The sequence below is a fragment of the uncultured Methanobrevibacter sp. genome (genome assembly GCF_900314695.1).
In the GTDB taxonomy this organism is placed as follows: Archaea; Methanobacteriota; Methanobacteria; order Methanobacteriales; family Methanobacteriaceae; genus Methanocatella.
The window spans coordinates 28,578-44,191 of sequence record NZ_OMWD01000011.1; the positions used below are offsets into that span (position 1 = coordinate 28,578).

Here is a 15,614-nt window from a genome sequence, read left to right on the forward strand (position 1 = left end):
GTTAATCAGCTCCCGAGTAGATTAAGATTGCTTTGTTGTGTGGATGTTATTGTTCCAATACTTGTTTGAAGATTTTGAATAGCTGTAGCTACTGGTGCATTTTTAATAGCGTTAGTATTGTCTGTTGTATCTAAAGAACCTGCAAGATTAACAGGTCCTGTATCACCAGTTGCACCTGTATCTCCGGTGTCTCCTTTAGGGCCTATATCTCCTGTGTCACCTTTTTGACCTGTGTCTCCTTTAGGTCCAGTTATGTCTGAATAATATATGGTTGCACTTGAGTCTTTCCCTTCAAATGTTATATTTCTATGTGCAGTATCATTATAAACCCAAATGCTTTCTCCTTCCTCTCCAGTATTACCTTTTGGACCTGTATCACCTGTATCGCCTTTAGGTCCCGTATCTCCAGTGTCTCCTTTTGGTCCTGCTGGTCCGGTATCTCCAGTGTCGCCTTTTTCACCACCTCCACCAGAACCTCCAGCACTTGATAATTTAAAGCAGTTAACATAATGATATTCATCTGAATCAGTTACTGGATGTAATGCTAAGAATTCACCGGAAGAATCTTTGACCGCCCCATTTTCAGTTAATTTGATTTTATCTGCTGGAACAATATCATTAATATTACCCGCTAGTTTGAGTCTGTATAATTGGCCTAACACTAACACACTGGCTTTTCTTTGACCGTTATCCATTACCATTGGGTCATTAACGATAATGCCTATTGGTATCTCATCATTATCGCCAGTGTATTTTTTAACCATTTCTTTTCCGATTTCTGATTTGTCTGAGATTGTAACAGTATCTTCAGGATAAAGTTTTGATGTATATTCATAGCCAATGTTCTGGCCTGTTTCTGTAACTACATCTTTTGAGGTTACATCCCCATCATCAAGTAAAAATGTAGTTACTTCTTTTCTTCCTTCCAATAAAACAATTTGGTCTGACATTTACATCCCTCTTTTTACATTAACACTTCATATATATGATTACCTTTTACATTTGGATTGCATTTGATATCTATTCCATATTTTCTAGCTTCTGTGCAGAAATACAAGTCTTCAGACAGTACAGTATCATTGTCATAGATTATGTATTTGAAATATGGATATGCCATTTTCTTGAAGACATTAACATTAACGAGAGCTATTCCCAGCCCCCCACCTTTAATATCAAATGGATTATTAGCTTTCCATAATGTTTCACCATAGATCATGTTTTTGTCTGTGTAGTCTTTTCCAAAATCATAGATGACAGTTTGATCTGTTTTTGTTCTTTTTTTGTAGTACCATCCTAAAGCAATGTCTGTTTCACATTCCAATAGCTTAACTACGGTATCCTTAGGAACACTAACATCTGAGTCTATCATTAACACGTAGTCGAAGTTGTGTTTGAGTGCGAGTTTAGCTATTTCATTTCTTGCACGTGCACAATCATAGCCTTTGACATAATCAAAGAAGAGATTATAATTTTCTGGATTTGTTAAACCGAATATGCTTTTAAAACATTCCGGTTTGATATTCTCGAATGTTGGAACTGCAATCAGGATTTTACCTTTATTCATCTTGATTACCTTCCAACTTTTCTATTCTCTCTTCCAATTCATCCATGTTAATCTTGTCTTCATACTCACATCTATATTCATAAATGTCAATTGATGCGACAATGATGATGGCTAGTGTAAATGGCAATAGTCCTTCAATTAAAGCATACTTTGTGGCATTGGTCATGATGATGTTGATAGCTACAGCCGTTAAAACAGCACTTGAAATTGTTTTGGTAAAGTTACATATTAATATCTTCTTTTTTAGTTGGTTCATGATAAGAATATCCTCCAAAGAAGTTTATTGTTTTTCAGGGTAACCCAAAACTCTTTTAGCTTTTTGTTTTGCGTCTTCAACATCTCCTTGGCCTCTAATTCTACTTGCGTAATGGCTTGCTATTCCTAAGATTATCATGAGAATACAGTATGGGATTGTATTTTCTGTAATTCCCAATGCTTCTGAATATAGCATGACAACTGGAATAGCTGTAACGAGAAATGAAGTTAATATGTCAATGTCTTTTCTGTTTCTTTCTATCCATTCGTAAATCATTGTGTATCACCTATAGCTATTGGATTTTCAAAATCTTTGTATGTGTGGCTGATTATTACTCCATCAACGCACATTTTTTCTTCTGATTTGTATACTTCTTCAGCATTTTCTTCTATGCTCATCCAGGTTTGGTATTCTTCGATTGTTTCAAAGTATTTTATGTATTTCATTGTGCCTCCCATGTTATTGAGTAGTATAGTATTCCATCTTCGATTTTAAATGATATTATAGGTTTAACTGCGTAAGGATAGCCACTATCGACGTATCTTGTGCCGTTCCAGTAGAACCAGTGTCCTGTTGATTGATCGATATATGGTCCTTTATTTTCTAAAGTTCCTACAAGTTTCCTTATAGTCATGATTAAACCTCACTATAATATATTATCTTTTTTATTATATAATTTATTATGTATTTTATTATTTAATTTATATAAGATATATATCCTTGCCATCATCACAACCTTCCCATTCCATGTAGAGTTTGTTATCTTCCCAGACAAACCTGACATCATTGACAATAGCTACATCAGGAAGTTCACAATAGGTAACGCCGTCAGCATCTTTAACATAATTGGCCTGAGCCATTATATTTGCCTCAGTTGGTACAATCATATTAACGACATGAGTTATTTCATCCTGTTCAAAACTGCAGTCTGCAAGATCAATACAATTCTGGGATTCAGGATACATTTCAATTTCAGACATTTGTCTATAAACTCTAATGTATTCTGTATCTTCATTTTCCGTTAGATTAACAATCGATAATAGTCTTAAGTCATGGCCATGTTCAGGATTGCATTCACCATCACTGTCAATGTAGATTCTTGTATTTGGCAGAATATCTTTTGGAGCTGGTCTTTTCAGTTTCAATCTGAAAACATCACCAAGAACAGCTACTGCCACTAAAGTCAATCCTGAAGTCTTAACCTGGACTTTGCCTAAGAGATATCCGAAAGCCAGTTCGTTTTCTTTTGCTTTTCTGACAATTGTGTGTTCCATTGTGGATGATTCATTCAGTGTTACCATTTCACCTACTGCACATTGGTTTTCACATATCCATGCAGTATGTTCATCATTAACATAGAATCTCTCGCCCTCATCTAAAAGACAAGCTATTACATCCATTTTCTCTTCGTGTTCCAATCCTGTTGGATATCCACGTCCGTGTCCAATTGTTGAATCTATATCATAATCAATTATCATTTTAAAACACCCAATCCCAATTCTTGTTTATTATTTTATCTGGAATATGAAGTCCAGTATCGTCCATGTCATCATCATTAGCGTTCCACATTAACGTACTGCCTCTGTAGGCCTTTGTGTATTCATGGCTTCCTTTGTATAAGCGAATTCCAGTTTTAATTCTTTCCGTTACTGTCACCTGTGGAATTCCATTAGCTGCAATTATGGGTGATGGAAATATTAACAGCCATTTTAGATCAATATAGTTGTAGTCTTCAAATTCTGTTGTTTCAAAGAATGTTGGAGAAATCTCTACTTCAGCGAAATTATCATCATAGATTTTGGTTGGATTGTTTCTGCTGAACCCTTCCAAATAATCGCTGCTTGATGAAAAACCGTTTCCTACTCTTCCATGAATATGGTATTGTTTGTAATTTCCATCTTCATCGCTTCCCTGATTGTAGGCGTCCCAGGATGAAACCTGAACTAAAGTTTTAGCTCCGTTAAACATCAAATAGTCTTTATCACTGTTGGCCCAGTTGAGTGATGTTGCTTTGGTGTCAATGCCATAGGGTGTGAGACTTCCGTCCATTTGCATCATGACACTTCCCGCTGTTGAACCATGATATGTTGCATTATCATTAACATCAACACATCCTGAAATTCTTTTAAATCTTGCAACAGTAACACGATTGTTTGATAAAGACTGACCTGAAGCAACTGTTGTGAATAATGATGTTGGAGAGCTACCATCAAGGCTTGGAACAAATCTGGCTCTTAAAAATCTGCCATTATCTGTTGAGTCATTGTTGATACTTAAACCTGAGTAATTCATGAAATATTGTGAGCATGTATCAGAATTTGCATCAAACATTAATACATCATTACCAGTTGTTAAAGTGCTTGAGAATGTAGTTGATCTGTCATAAACATCCAGCAATAGTTTTGTAGTTTGGGAGATCTTACCTGTTGGAATTCTCACAAGTATTGCTGCAGGTTGTGAACCATATGCTGGAATGTATAATGCATGACATTCTGTTTTGTCTAGGGTTTTGATTTTCAGGTTTTTTAAGTCAATTCTGAAAAGATTAGAATAAGAACTACTTGCCAGATTATCTAAATAGATGTAATCATAGTTTCCCGAATAGCTACCACTCCTTTGATTGTAATTACTCATCACGATGTTTATTTGTAATTCATCTTGCAATGTCATGATTTAATTTATATTATTTAATTTATATAAATAATATAATAAAAAATGTAATATTACATATTCGCATTAACGATTTCAACACCCCTTCAAATTAAAATAATATTAACACCAACCATTTATTAACGGAAACTAGTTTTTTGAAAAGGAGCAAATACAGAGCATTAGAAGCAAATCCAGTTTTTCTAACAATAATTTCTACAAGATTAACATGAAACTATTTTTTTTACAATATTTTACTAGTAATATTACAAAAACATTTAATGATTATAGGAGAATATTGCAAACATGTTTTTATCTCCTTTTTTGATGTGTGTAAAAATTTAAATAAAAAAAATATAAAATTTAAGATAAGTGGAGGAGTAATTTTTTTACTCCCCTCTATTTTTTAAGATTGCAGTTAGTAGTTCTATCAGAGCAGATATTAGATTTAGAACTCCTGCAATCAATATTATTAATTGACTGTCACCAATGCATCAATTTCCATACAGACTTATTTCAAAAAAATTAACACTCTCACATTATTATCCCATCCATAAAAAATATATGTCATGAAATAAATACATAAAACTTTATTACTATTCAATTATGGTGAATTATATGGATAATGATTTATTTCAAATTATAAATACTCCTTGGGCTAATTTAGATTCAGATGAATTAAAGATATATTCAATTATTCTTTTCATTTTATCTTTTTTAGGGGGAATAGTTGCATCTTTAATTTTATCTAAAACTTTCTCAATGAACATTTATTATGCTCTGTTCGTATTTTTAGTTTTAAGTGTTTTAATGACAATTTTTACTTACAAAAGGGATTGGTTTGATAATAAATACGGCATATTTTCTGAATTTCACATTGGTATGAATTATTCCGTTGTATTTTATTTATTGGTTATTCTTAATATTGTGATATCTCTTTTATTTTTTTACCCAAACTTTAAAAGTTATGGATTAACATTTGCAGTAATAATGTTTTTTTCACAATATCTTCCATTAATATTTATGTTATTTAGAATTAGTGTATTTGATGATAAGAATTGCCAAATTATCAGAAAAGATGATTATGGAAATGAGTACTATGAAAATACAATAGGATATAATCCGTTAATTTATTTTTTAATTAACATGCCTTTTGCCATAATAACTGGATTTTATATGAATAATTTTATTAATGACTTATTAAATTCAACATATTTAACATTTAATCTGATTTATTTAATAATATTTATATTAATATTATTTCTAATAGCATCACCCGATTTGTTAAATAAAAAATTACCTTTTGAACTTAGAACATGGGGAGGCGTATTAAAATTTATAACCTTATTATTAATTATTATAATTGTAATAAATATCTTTCTCAAGTAGACATCATCGAATTAGTTGAATCTAATAGATGAACTATTGATAATGGTTCTCATAAAAAATATAAGATATTATACAATAGAATCAATATCAAATACAATGTTAGAGAGTTTACAAATACCTATGAAAATAGTTTAAACTGAAATATTCGTTATTTAAATTATATTTTTCATACTCAATAAAAATAAGTCCAATAAGTATATAGGGAAATAATTAGGTTGTCAGATTTAAGAACCGACCGTTTACCGGTCGGTTCGAGGGTTAAGTAATGAAAAACTTAATTTCATTTGCATTGGTCTCATTGGTAATTAAATGGGGTTGTCCCCCCTTAATTAGGCATTAAGGGTTTCAATGCCTTTTTAATCCCAATAAACGAACTATTAAAATTTTAGGGAAAGATTGAAACAGACCATTAAACACCACTTCCCTAAATTAGATGATTCAATGAATTTAGCTCCGGTGAAAAAAGCAAAAAGCACCATCATAGCTAGATTCTGGTTCTGTTGAATCCCATATCCTTTAAGATTTTATTATATTCCTCACGAGTAGTAAATGAAGGAGCATTCTCATCTTCACTTCCACCAGTAGATCCGGTTTCTTCACTTTCACCACTGTTTGCCGGATTTCTTCCTCCAGGTGCTGAACCGTCACTTGCAGCTTCAATTTTAATTCTTCTCTCAGCCAGTTTTTCCATCAGCTCCATATCAACATCACCAGATAATAGCTTATCAATTATCTCCTTATCCTGAGCATTCTCATTATAATTGAAGTTATATTTAGCTTCGTATTCTTTTATTTTCCTTTCATTTTCAGCTTTTCTAAGCTCAGATAATTCTTTTAAAATTTCATCTTTAGAATCAATGAAATCCTTATTTTCTTCAATAGCTTTTTTTATCTCATCGTATTTTTTAGATTCTTCTTTAAGGTTATTAATCTCATCCTGAAGTTTTCCAATCTCCACATCTTTACCTTGCAACTTTTCTAAAAGTAAACTAGTAGCTACATTAGTATCTTTTGCAGGTGGCTGAGGTTGAGGCTGTGGTTGTGGTGCAGGTTCAGGATTTGGATTTCCCGCAGCACCAGTTTCTCCGGTTATTTCTGAATTCAATAATCTTATCTTTCTAGGGTTTTTAGTAACTCCAACATCTATTAAACTCATAGTATCAATTCCAAACGAATCTCCATTATCTTCCAATAAGACATCAACTTTAGGAGATAGGCCTTTACCTTCCATATCCAGTTCATCCGGAATTTCAAGGAATAGCTTTCCTTCTTCATATTCAATATTATTTCCGATTCCTACATAGATATTGTCATGTTCTGAAGTTAAGGGAATTCCTCCACGGTAGTTTTCAGCTATTAGCTTTAGATCATCTTCCGTCCATTCAACAGGTTTGTCAAGTCTATCATCCAAGTCAGAGTAATCGTATGATCCAACTTCAAAAAGTTCATGTCTCATCATTATCACATTTTTATTATATTAATTATTATATATTTTATTATATCTTTTATATAAATCTTTATTATATTTCAACACCACCATCCGTTAAAATCCTCTCACCTACCGGCTGTTCCTCTTCAAAGTTACTAAGATAGTTTTTATAGATTTCATCACCTTCAGATGAAAGTTCCATAATGTATCTTAATATATCATCTCTTGAATAGCTGAAGTAGATATCTAAAGTTTCATTAACACCCATTAACTCCAGTTGGCGATTTAATAGTTCATTGCAATACTTTAACACCCATTTCTGGTCATTGGCCACATTAACAATAAAACCTGTAATGGCTGAATCGTTAATGTATTCAGCCACATTCTGGTTAGACTTTTCATTACCTGCCTGAGACTGAGGAGTTACAAAAGTCCTTAAAATATTATTTCTAAAGATTTCCGTTTGTCTTGTATAATCTGACTGGTAGTTGTTACCCCCAAGTATTTTACTTTCTATTCCTGGAGGCACAATAGCTACATTACTGTCTGCAGTAGTTCCATAGTCCGCATACAAATTTTCTTTAGCGGATGATGACAGTTCAGTAACTATAGGTTGGCCGTTAGCATCCAATGAAGGTTTAACTTCAATAATATTATCCTTATTAATTCTCTCTACCTGGTTTCGCTCCAAGTTACATTTGTGATAAATATCATCAAGACAATTCAGGATAATGCTTTGCGCTTCACAATATATTTCATTATACATGAAGTTAATGACTTCTTCAGGCTCATACTTTACCGTTAATGTTCCTTCTTCAACACTAACATAATTATTGAACTCTTCAGGAGATCCGTTAACAATATCTTTCGGCATCTCATGCAAGAATAGCTGCACTTCATTATCATCATTAAACTCTTTTTTCAATCCATAGCCATGAGCACCAATTTCTAAAAAGATAGGTTTAATGTATTTGCCTATGGATTTGTCCCATCTTTCAACAGGTTTAATTAAACCCTCTCCATCAACCATTCCACCTTGCAAGATATTTTTAGCTACTTGGCTGATGTCAATTTTTCTGGCCCATAAAATCAAAGTTAGTTTTTGCTCTTGAGATAACTTATTTTCTTTATCAATAAGAACAATATTAACATTAGCTTTATCTATTCTGTTTTTCAAAATTCCTGAAGTATAACCGTCAAGCTTAACAGCATAACGTGCATTAGCTATTGTCTTATTAATTACTGGTGGAAGTGCATCCGGCAAATCAAGGCCCGTATTTATTCCATCAGTTCTAGGTTGTCTTTCATCTTCACCCCAATAGCTACGCTTAGTGTTATACTGCTCTACCCTATTATTTAATAATCTAGTTTTAATATAATCAGTAAGTCTCATGACAATCATTTCCAAAATTTATTTTATTATATTATTTATTATATTTTTTATATAAAATAAGTAATAAATTTAATGTGAAATTTATAGAGATTATTAAATATTAAGCTACATCACTCTAATTCGTAAACAATTATTATTGATGATAAACATATATTATCAACAAGTTATTTTTAAATTGTTTTATGAAAATCGGCAACTATAAAATTTCCATTAGTCTACTTTAGGAGCATGTTAATGTTAAACAAATTTAAAAATTTAGTTGATAATATCCCTGCATCAATACATAATGAAAAAGAGTTTATGAAAGAATATCGAGTAGATATTGAAGAAGAATCAATTAATTATATTGAAAAAGCAATATCTAATGATTTAAGAACAAAAATTGCCAATCTTAACTATCCTTTAGGTAAAATCAATCGAAATACTTTTAATATGTTAAAAGAAGAGTTGATTTATCGTGAAGTTATTTTAAATGAAAATTCAATCCCCTATTTGAAAATCATTGAAACATTTTTTTATATTAATCCATATATGGAAAGATTAGCCCCATTTGATGATGAAAAATGGGCAGAAGTAATTGAATGTTGTAAAAATTATCTAAATTTTAAAAATTACAACAACTTGTCTAAAGACAATTTAAAAGAACATTTTCCTAAGGAGTATAATAGATCAGAATCAGTTAGATACCTTATGGATAAAGGTTGTAAGATTAAAATAGAAAACAACAAAATTGATTTTATTTATGGATTAGATAACATTTTAATTGAATTAGATAAAAAAATAGAATCATTTGGAGGAATAAATTTAATTATAGAGATATTTAATAATGTAGAGTATAGTTCCGAATTTAAAAGATTTTATTTCATGAAAAATACAGACATATTAAATCAAAACAAAAACCTGGAAACACCATGGGGATATCTTTTTAATTTAGCGCTAAAACATCCTAATTTTAAGCATTATTCAAAAAGAAAGAAATATGAAAGATTATATAACGAAATTAAAAAATTATCAGAAATAATTGTAAATGGAGTATATGATGTTCAAGAATATAATATCTTTAATCATATTTTTCAAAATGAACAAACATTCCCACAACATGTCTCTGATTTAGTTTTGTATGATTCCTTATTTCGAGTTCCACAAGGAAATATTGATTTAGAACTAAAATTATGCGAATATTTCTTTTCCTTTGAAGATGATTTCTTTGAATCAACTCTAGGATTCTCTCTTGAAGAATTTATAAGTATTATAGAACAATTAAAAAATATTTCTCAAAATAGTGGAAATAGAATAATGCTCAGACTATCTAAAAAGGAGGATTATGTGTTGGATTATTATGATTATTTAAAAATATTAAATTTTATGTCTCATAAAGATAATATTAATTATGAATATATTTTTCCAGCAGATTATTTGAAAATTGATTTTTATAAAAGACCTTTAATAAAGTTAGATCAAACCAGTTTTTTTATACCAACCATTCCAGTCATTAGTCCTAATTTTTATGAAGTTATAGCAGATAATTTAAGAAAACCCTATAAAAAACAATTTAAACAAAATTTAGATGATGTTTTTGGAACAAGATTAGAATTATTAATTAGACATTTATTTGATGAACGGAGCATAATCTATATTCCCAATAGTAAATTTTCACATGGAAAATGTAAAGGAGAATCCGACTTTATAATCGAAACTGATAAATCAATTATTCTTATTGAAGTAAAAAAGAAAGTATTGAGAAGAGAATCAAAAGCAGGATATAATTATAGGATTTTTATGGATTTATTTGGTAGTTTTGTTAAATCACAATTTCAAGCAAATAAATTAGAATATTTATTAAAAAAATATGGGAAAGTTGAATTGGATTTAGAGGATGAAACTAAATATATTTTATCATTGAACGAAAGACATGTCAAAAGAATTTCATTAACCCAATTAGAATATGGTTCATTATATAATCCCAATTTCATTGAATATTTTTTATATACATTAATTTATGGAGAATATGTTCTTGAAAACGGTGACGATAAATTAAATGATGAATTTGAAGAATTTAAAAAAGATATTATAGATTTTAATGAATCATACAATAAATTAAATGAAATTGAAGAAATTAATTTTAAAGAGTATGCACATGCAAATACATATTTTATGAGCCTTTCACAATTATTTGAGGTAATAAAAAAATCATCAGATAACAATTCCTTTTATAAAAATTTACCAAATCAATTAATGGAATTCGGCACTTTTGATTGGTTTTACGAATATGGACGAATAATTAATTCTAGAAATAAACATGAAAATCAATAATGTAATACAGATAGGATTATTAATTAATAGTACCATAATTTAACCATGTTGAGTTTAATAATCAATAAAGATATTTTCAATTGTTATAATTGCATAGGAACATTCTCATTTAACAAAAAAGAATTTCATTCTCCTTTTTATTTAATGCAATATGTAGATGGTAAAATAGATATTATTGTTGGAGGATTTTTTACAGTCCCATTTATGGAAAGGGATAGTGAAGAAGATGATTATTGTACAATTACAGGGAAATTATTTGACAATTCTGCACAGATTAAAATAGAAGAAGCAGTCATTTCTAATATCAATTTCAATGTAAATAATGGAAAACCGACATATTGTATTCTAAATGTTTACAAACCAGTAAACATTCTGTTTAAAGATGAAAAAACAAAATTTAATACTATTGATGTCTATTTAACAAATTTCTTAAATAATATTTCAAGAAATAGTAATTTTTTAGAATTCAATATACAAACTGACAATTATTTAATTGATTTCAAAAGCACTTACGATTATAACAACTCTAAAACATTATTATATGAAGATAAAGAAGATGTTTTAATAACTTCTTTAGCAAAAATCGATTTAAAAAATCAAAAGGTAGATATTGTCTATGAAATGAACAAATTAACCTATTTAATGTCATATGCAACAAGAACCAACATTTCACCCGTCTGTTTTAACTTTTATAACGATAAAAAATTGATTAAAACAGTTTTATGGCCTGCCTTAACAACTAAATTCTCAAACAAGGAAAAATTAATTGAACCAAGAAATATGAAATATTTTATAGAAGAATCTTATCCTATTTTTTTAGAAAACTATTATACATTCTCTTTAAATATTATTATCAGCATTTATCTGGAATCATTACTAAGTAATTATGTAGATAGTGGTTATATATTGCTAGTTGTAGCTCTTGAATCATTTTTATTATCTCATGAAGAAAACTGTAAACAGAAAGGAGAAGAAATTAATCCCAGTTCTATAAAAAGAATTAATAAACAAATGAACAAATTTTTCAATGAAAAAGAATATGATATTCCTGACAATGATTTAATGGAGCTCTCTCAAAAATTAGCATATAATAATACTACGTTAGGTGAAAAATTATCTTTATTAAAAAATAAAGAGCGATTTAAATCAAATTTAAACTTAAATTCAAAAGATTACGATTTTCCAAAAATTAGAAATGAAATAATTCACACAGGAAAAGTTCCAAAATCAATTCCTTATAAAAAATGTAATCGGGAAATAAACATGAGTGTGGAATTTGCTAGAACATTATTCTTATTAGATAAAATTATTCTATCATTACTAAAATATAATGGAAAATTCAATGATTATTTAAATAAAAAGGAAATTAGTTTTAAACATTGAAATAAAATCAATTCTTTTATTATTTATAAATTTATAATTAAAAATGGAAGAATAATTAATAATATCCTTATGACACTCATTTAAAAATCAAATAAAGTTGTTTGCTTTGGCTCAATATATCTTATTACTTCTGTATCAATTAGCTTGTCACCTTCCTTAAGATGTCCAAGTAATAATGGTGATTTCTCATCATGCAATTTTATAACATTCTTAGGAATGTCCGGTTTTCGATTGGCATAGCAATATTTACATTCACTTAAACAAGAATTATAAGCACCTATGTCTCTTGATGGAATGCAGTGACAATTTTCTCTAATTCCAGTTCCTTTAACATTTTTATAAACTACATTGTGTGCCTGTTCCAATATTTCACGAGTGGTGCATCCTGCAGCATGTATACCATATTTCTCATAGCTTTCATTTGTTGCACAGGATTGAGTGTAAAGATCATATCTCCTTGATATCTCACCAATCCCTTTCAATAGCTTTTCTTTATCCTCTTGAGTGAATGGAATTATTTCCGGCATATTCTCTTCAACTTTTTTGTACATATCAACAAAGCTGAAGATGCATCTGTAAACCAGAGGTGCAATTTCTGAAGCCATATACTCAAATGTTTCAAGATGTTTTTCAACTGTGTATTTTTCAGTCAGAAGTATCGGATCATATCTCCAGAGAATCTTGTTGCTACCAACAATATCGGATAATCGTTTCAACGTTTTAATAGATTGATTTATTGATGGGACTTTCGGTTCTATGTCCTTGCCGTATGCAGTAATCGTGTAGTTGCACAATATATTGTACTTTTCATCAATGTCACCTATATGTTTCAGTATAGGTTGGTAGTTCTTGGAGCAGAACAGAAGACAATCAACATCTTCAGGCTTTAAGCTTAACTTATACACATTCTCTCTTGCAAATGGATTTCTTGAATATGAATATCCTTCACTAAGTCTGTTCAATAGCCATGGAGTGTAGTAGTTTACTATATCTGTTCTTCCGCCGACATTTATTATCATGTTATCACTTACTATATCTGGTGACATTAACATTTCTTATTTGTGTTTTGACCAGCCTTATGTAACCTCTTCTGATAAATAATAACTGTTCAAGACAACATTTTTATTTCTATACATTCACTAATATTTTTATTTTATATCTGAATATATGTTAAAATTCTACGATTTGAACGAATTTCCAAAACTTTAATTACTGAAGAAAATAAAATTAGTATCTATAGTGAGAGAAAAGTAGTAGATAATTTCGTGACTATTTGCATAGCAATATTTGCACCCATGAAGGCAGGTATTATATAATCCAATATCCCTTCCCATTAAACAATTGCATTCTCGATTTCTGTATTTTCCTTTGGGGACTTTTAAATTATTTCCAATAGCTTTTTCCAATACCTGTTGAGTCATGCAACCGGATGAATCAAATCCAAACTGGTCAAGCAATGTTCCTTCAACGCATGTTTTCATTTGCATATCATATTGCCTGGCAATTCTTGCAAAATTTTCACCAATAACCAAACGTTCCTCAGTCGTGACTTCACGAGCTTCATGAAAATTCCTTAAAACCTTCTGATACAAGTCAATGAAGCTTATTGTGCAGTCAGAAGTAAAATCATGCAATTCAGATGCCATCTCTTCAAATTTATCAATATGAAAATCCAAGTTATATTTTTCAGTGATAAAAATAGGATCATATCTCCATGACACGCAATTAATGCCCAATGTTTCAGACAGCTCCTTAAATGTTTTCATGACCTTTTTGTAATTCACAACATTGACTTCAACGTCTTTTCCATAGGGATTTATTGTTGTAAACCAGAATTGCCTGTAATCAGACAGTTTATCCAAATTCTTTACCAGAGGTTTTGGATTTTTAGAGCAAAAACAGATACAGTCAACATTTTTGGGATTGAAATTATATTTATAAATCTGATTGTTATATGGGTTTTTGCTAAGTACGAAACCCTCTTCAATCCTTCTCAAGAACCATTTACTAAAAAAAGCAGGAATATCAGTTCTTGTGCCTGTGTTAAGAATCATAAAAAAAGAAAAAGTAAAAGAGATTTATAAATCTCTTCCGAAAATATGTACAGCTGCAGTACCACCGGTTCCTCCGATGTTGTGAGTCATACCGATTTCTGCACCTTCAACTTGACGTCCACCAGCTTCTCCTCTAAGTTGCCATACTATTTCAGCAGCTTGAGCAATACCGGTTGCACCTAATGGGTGTCCACGTGCTTTAAGACCACCTGAAGAGTTGATTGGGAAATCACCATCGATTTCTGTTTGACCTTCTTCAATAGCTATTCCACCCTTACCTTTTTCAGCAAAACCTAAGTCTTCCACAGCCAATAGACCGTTGATTGAGAAACAATCGTGGACTTCAGTAACGTCAATGTCTTTTTGGGTGACTCCTGCCATTTCATAAGCTTTTCTGGATGCAACCTTAGTAGATTCAATGGTAGTAATGTCTTTTCTATCATGCAATGTTAAAGTTCCAGAAGCTTGTGCAGAAGCTTTTACATAAATTGGAGTATCAGTATACTTTTTGGCATCCTCGGCAGGCACCATTACAATAGCTGCTGCTCCGTCACTTACAGGGGAACAGTCAAGGAGAGTTAATGGGTCTGCCACCATAGTGGAATTCAATACCTTATCAACACTGATTTCAAATGGGAATTGAGCATTAGGATTTTTAGATGCATTTTTATGGTTTACAACAGAAAATTGTGCCAATTGTTCGCGAGTGGTACCATATTCATGCATATGTCTTTTTGCAATCATTGCATATAATGACGGGAAAGTAGCGCCTTGCTGTGCTTCCCATTCCTGGTCTGATGCAGTAGCAATAGCTGGAGTTGCATCCACAACATCAGTCATTTTTTCAACACCTGCAGAAATAACCACATCATGAAAACCGGATGCTACCGCCATGATTCCTTGTCTTAATGCAAGACCGCCTGATGCACAAGCAGCTTCAACTCTTGTAGCTGGAATTGGATTAAGACCTACATGATCAGAAATAAGTGCTGCAATGTGTTCCTGTTCTACAAAAAGTCCGGAAGACATGTTTCCAACAAACATTGCTTCAATGTCGTCACCACCAATATCTGCATCCACGATAGCTTTTAAACCAGCTTCAGCAATCAAATCCCTAAAGGAAGAATCCCATAATTCACCAAATTTAGTTTGTGAAACTCCGATAATCGCAACATCTCTCATAT

16 protein-coding genes are annotated in these 15,614 nt (G+C 30.8%); 3 read left to right on the forward strand and 13 right to left on the reverse strand.

From position 1 onward, the window contains the following. Positions 1 to 5 precede the first annotated feature (5 nt). The 8 genes from QZN45_RS04870 to QZN45_RS04905 all read right to left on the reverse strand — a co-directional run bounded on the left by QZN45_RS04870 (position 6) and on the right by QZN45_RS04905 (position 4,490). Positions 6 to 950, reverse strand: a complete 945-nt coding sequence (locus QZN45_RS04870; protein WP_296811461.1) for a hypothetical protein — start codon at positions 948 to 950, stop codon at positions 6 to 8. A 14-nt stretch (positions 951 to 964) separates the two neighbouring features. Next, positions 965 to 1,564: a hypothetical protein gene (locus tag QZN45_RS04875; protein WP_296811463.1), complete on the reverse strand. Its 600-nt coding sequence runs from the start codon at positions 1,562 to 1,564 to the stop codon at positions 965 to 967. Next, positions 1,557 to 1,820 carry a hypothetical protein gene (locus tag QZN45_RS04880; RefSeq protein ID WP_296811466.1) on the reverse strand — a complete coding sequence of 88 codons (264 nt, stop codon included), beginning with the start codon at positions 1,818 to 1,820 and terminating at the stop codon, positions 1,557 to 1,559. The genes QZN45_RS04875 and QZN45_RS04880 overlap by 8 nt, the downstream gene beginning before the upstream one ends. Before the next feature lie 24 nt (positions 1,821 to 1,844). Then, the gene (locus QZN45_RS04885) at positions 1,845 to 2,096 is read right to left on the reverse strand and encodes a hypothetical protein (RefSeq protein ID WP_278514536.1); all 252 of its coding nucleotides are present in this window, start codon (positions 2,094 to 2,096) and stop codon (positions 1,845 to 1,847) included. Then, the gene (locus QZN45_RS04890) at positions 2,093 to 2,266 is read right to left on the reverse strand and encodes a hypothetical protein (protein WP_296811471.1); all 174 of its coding nucleotides are present in this window, start codon (positions 2,264 to 2,266) and stop codon (positions 2,093 to 2,095) included. The genes QZN45_RS04885 and QZN45_RS04890 overlap by 4 nt, the downstream gene beginning before the upstream one ends. After that, on the reverse strand, positions 2,263 to 2,454 hold the full coding sequence (locus QZN45_RS04895) for a hypothetical protein (protein WP_296811474.1): 192 nt from the start codon (positions 2,452 to 2,454) through the stop codon (positions 2,263 to 2,265). The genes QZN45_RS04890 and QZN45_RS04895 overlap by 4 nt, the downstream gene beginning before the upstream one ends. 67 nt (positions 2,455 to 2,521) lie before the next feature. Continuing rightward, the gene (locus QZN45_RS04900; RefSeq protein ID WP_296811477.1) at positions 2,522 to 3,298 is read right to left on the reverse strand and encodes a hypothetical protein; all 777 of its coding nucleotides are present in this window, start codon (positions 3,296 to 3,298) and stop codon (positions 2,522 to 2,524) included. A 1-nt stretch (position 3,299) separates the two neighbouring features. Further along, positions 3,300 to 4,490, reverse strand: coding sequence for a hypothetical protein (locus QZN45_RS04905; protein WP_296811479.1), 1,191 nt, complete (start codon positions 4,488 to 4,490; stop codon positions 3,300 to 3,302). 597 nt (positions 4,491 to 5,087) lie between these two features. On the opposite strand from QZN45_RS04905, the gene QZN45_RS04910 reads away from it, so the two are divergent. Continuing rightward, on the forward strand, positions 5,088 to 5,858 hold the full coding sequence (locus tag QZN45_RS04910) for a hypothetical protein (protein ID WP_296811482.1): 771 nt from the start codon (positions 5,088 to 5,090) through the stop codon (positions 5,856 to 5,858). Positions 5,859 to 6,342: 484 nt separating this feature from the next. Here QZN45_RS04910 and QZN45_RS04915 read toward each other — a convergent pair whose 3' ends face one another. Then, complete coding sequence (locus QZN45_RS04915; RefSeq protein ID WP_296811485.1) at positions 6,343 to 7,314, reverse strand: hypothetical protein; 972 nt, start codon at positions 7,312 to 7,314, stop codon at positions 6,343 to 6,345. A 64-nt stretch (positions 7,315 to 7,378) separates the two neighbouring features. Beyond that, a complete protein-coding gene (locus QZN45_RS04920; RefSeq protein WP_296811487.1) occupies positions 7,379 to 8,680 on the reverse strand; it encodes a hypothetical protein in 1,302 nt (433 codons plus the stop codon). 234 nt (positions 8,681 to 8,914) lie between these two features. Between QZN45_RS04920 and QZN45_RS04925 the strand changes: the two genes are divergently transcribed. Together QZN45_RS04925 and QZN45_RS04930 are read left to right on the forward strand one after the other, a co-directional pair. After that, complete coding sequence (locus QZN45_RS04925; RefSeq protein ID WP_296811489.1) at positions 8,915 to 10,993, forward strand: hypothetical protein; 2,079 nt, start codon at positions 8,915 to 8,917, stop codon at positions 10,991 to 10,993. A gap of 204 nt (positions 10,994 to 11,197) precedes the next feature. Continuing rightward, complete coding sequence (locus tag QZN45_RS04930; protein WP_296811492.1) at positions 11,198 to 12,376, forward strand: hypothetical protein; 1,179 nt, start codon at positions 11,198 to 11,200, stop codon at positions 12,374 to 12,376. A gap of 80 nt (positions 12,377 to 12,456) precedes the next feature. Here the strand turns inward: QZN45_RS04930 and QZN45_RS04935 are convergent, their stop codons facing one another. From QZN45_RS04935 to QZN45_RS04945, 3 genes are all read right to left on the reverse strand, one after another. Beyond that, the gene (locus QZN45_RS04935; protein ID WP_296811494.1) at positions 12,457 to 13,395 is read right to left on the reverse strand and encodes a DUF1848 domain-containing protein; all 939 of its coding nucleotides are present in this window, start codon (positions 13,393 to 13,395) and stop codon (positions 12,457 to 12,459) included. Between the two features lie 186 nt (positions 13,396 to 13,581). Further along, on the reverse strand, positions 13,582 to 14,430 hold the full coding sequence (locus QZN45_RS04940; protein WP_296811496.1) for a DUF1848 domain-containing protein: 849 nt from the start codon (positions 14,428 to 14,430) through the stop codon (positions 13,582 to 13,584). A 24-nt stretch (positions 14,431 to 14,454) separates the two neighbouring features. Next, positions 14,455 to 15,612 (reverse strand): thiolase domain-containing protein, encoded by a 1,158-nt coding sequence (locus tag QZN45_RS04945; protein ID WP_296811499.1) that lies wholly within the window; start codon positions 15,610 to 15,612, stop codon positions 14,455 to 14,457. Between the last annotated feature and the right edge of the window lie 2 nt (positions 15,613 to 15,614).

Excerpts from the sequence above, each read along its gene's own strand:
- QZN45_RS04895 (WP_296811474.1), bottom strand. The coding sequence starts at position 2,454 with ATGACTATAAGGAAACTTGTAGGAACTTTAGAAAATAAAGGACCATAT.
- QZN45_RS04900 (WP_296811477.1), bottom strand. The coding sequence starts at position 3,298 with ATGATAATTGATTATGATATAGATTCAACAATTGGACACGGACGTGGA.
- QZN45_RS04905 (WP_296811479.1), bottom strand. The coding sequence starts at position 4,490 with ATGACATTGCAAGATGAATTACAAATAAACATCGTGATGAGTAATTAC.
- QZN45_RS04915 (WP_296811485.1), bottom strand. The coding sequence starts at position 7,314 with ATGAGACATGAACTTTTTGAAGTTGGATCATACGATTACTCTGACTTG.
- QZN45_RS04870 (WP_296811461.1), bottom strand. The coding sequence starts at position 950 with ATGTCAGACCAAATTGTTTTATTGGAAGGAAGAAAAGAAGTAACTACA.
- QZN45_RS04875 (WP_296811463.1), bottom strand. The coding sequence starts at position 1,564 with ATGAATAAAGGTAAAATCCTGATTGCAGTTCCAACATTCGAGAATATC.
- QZN45_RS04930 (WP_296811492.1), top strand. The coding sequence starts at position 11,198 with ATGGAAAGGGATAGTGAAGAAGATGATTATTGTACAATTACAGGGAAA.
- QZN45_RS04885 (WP_278514536.1), bottom strand. The coding sequence starts at position 2,096 with ATGATTTACGAATGGATAGAAAGAAACAGAAAAGACATTGACATATTA.
- QZN45_RS04910 (WP_296811482.1), top strand. The coding sequence starts at position 5,088 with ATGGATAATGATTTATTTCAAATTATAAATACTCCTTGGGCTAATTTA.
- QZN45_RS04935 (WP_296811494.1), bottom strand. The coding sequence starts at position 13,395 with ATGATAATAAATGTCGGCGGAAGAACAGATATAGTAAACTACTACACT.
- QZN45_RS04945 (WP_296811499.1), bottom strand. The coding sequence starts at position 15,612 with ATGAGAGATGTTGCGATTATCGGAGTTTCACAAACTAAATTTGGTGAA.
- QZN45_RS04920 (WP_296811487.1), bottom strand. The coding sequence starts at position 8,680 with ATGAGACTTACTGATTATATTAAAACTAGATTATTAAATAATAGGGTA.
- QZN45_RS04925 (WP_296811489.1), top strand. The coding sequence starts at position 8,915 with ATGTTAAACAAATTTAAAAATTTAGTTGATAATATCCCTGCATCAATA.
- QZN45_RS04940 (WP_296811496.1), bottom strand. The coding sequence starts at position 14,430 with ATGATTCTTAACACAGGCACAAGAACTGATATTCCTGCTTTTTTTAGT.
- QZN45_RS04880 (WP_296811466.1), bottom strand. The coding sequence starts at position 1,820 with ATGAACCAACTAAAAAAGAAGATATTAATATGTAACTTTACCAAAACA.
- QZN45_RS04890 (WP_296811471.1), bottom strand. The coding sequence starts at position 2,266 with ATGAAATACATAAAATACTTTGAAACAATCGAAGAATACCAAACCTGG.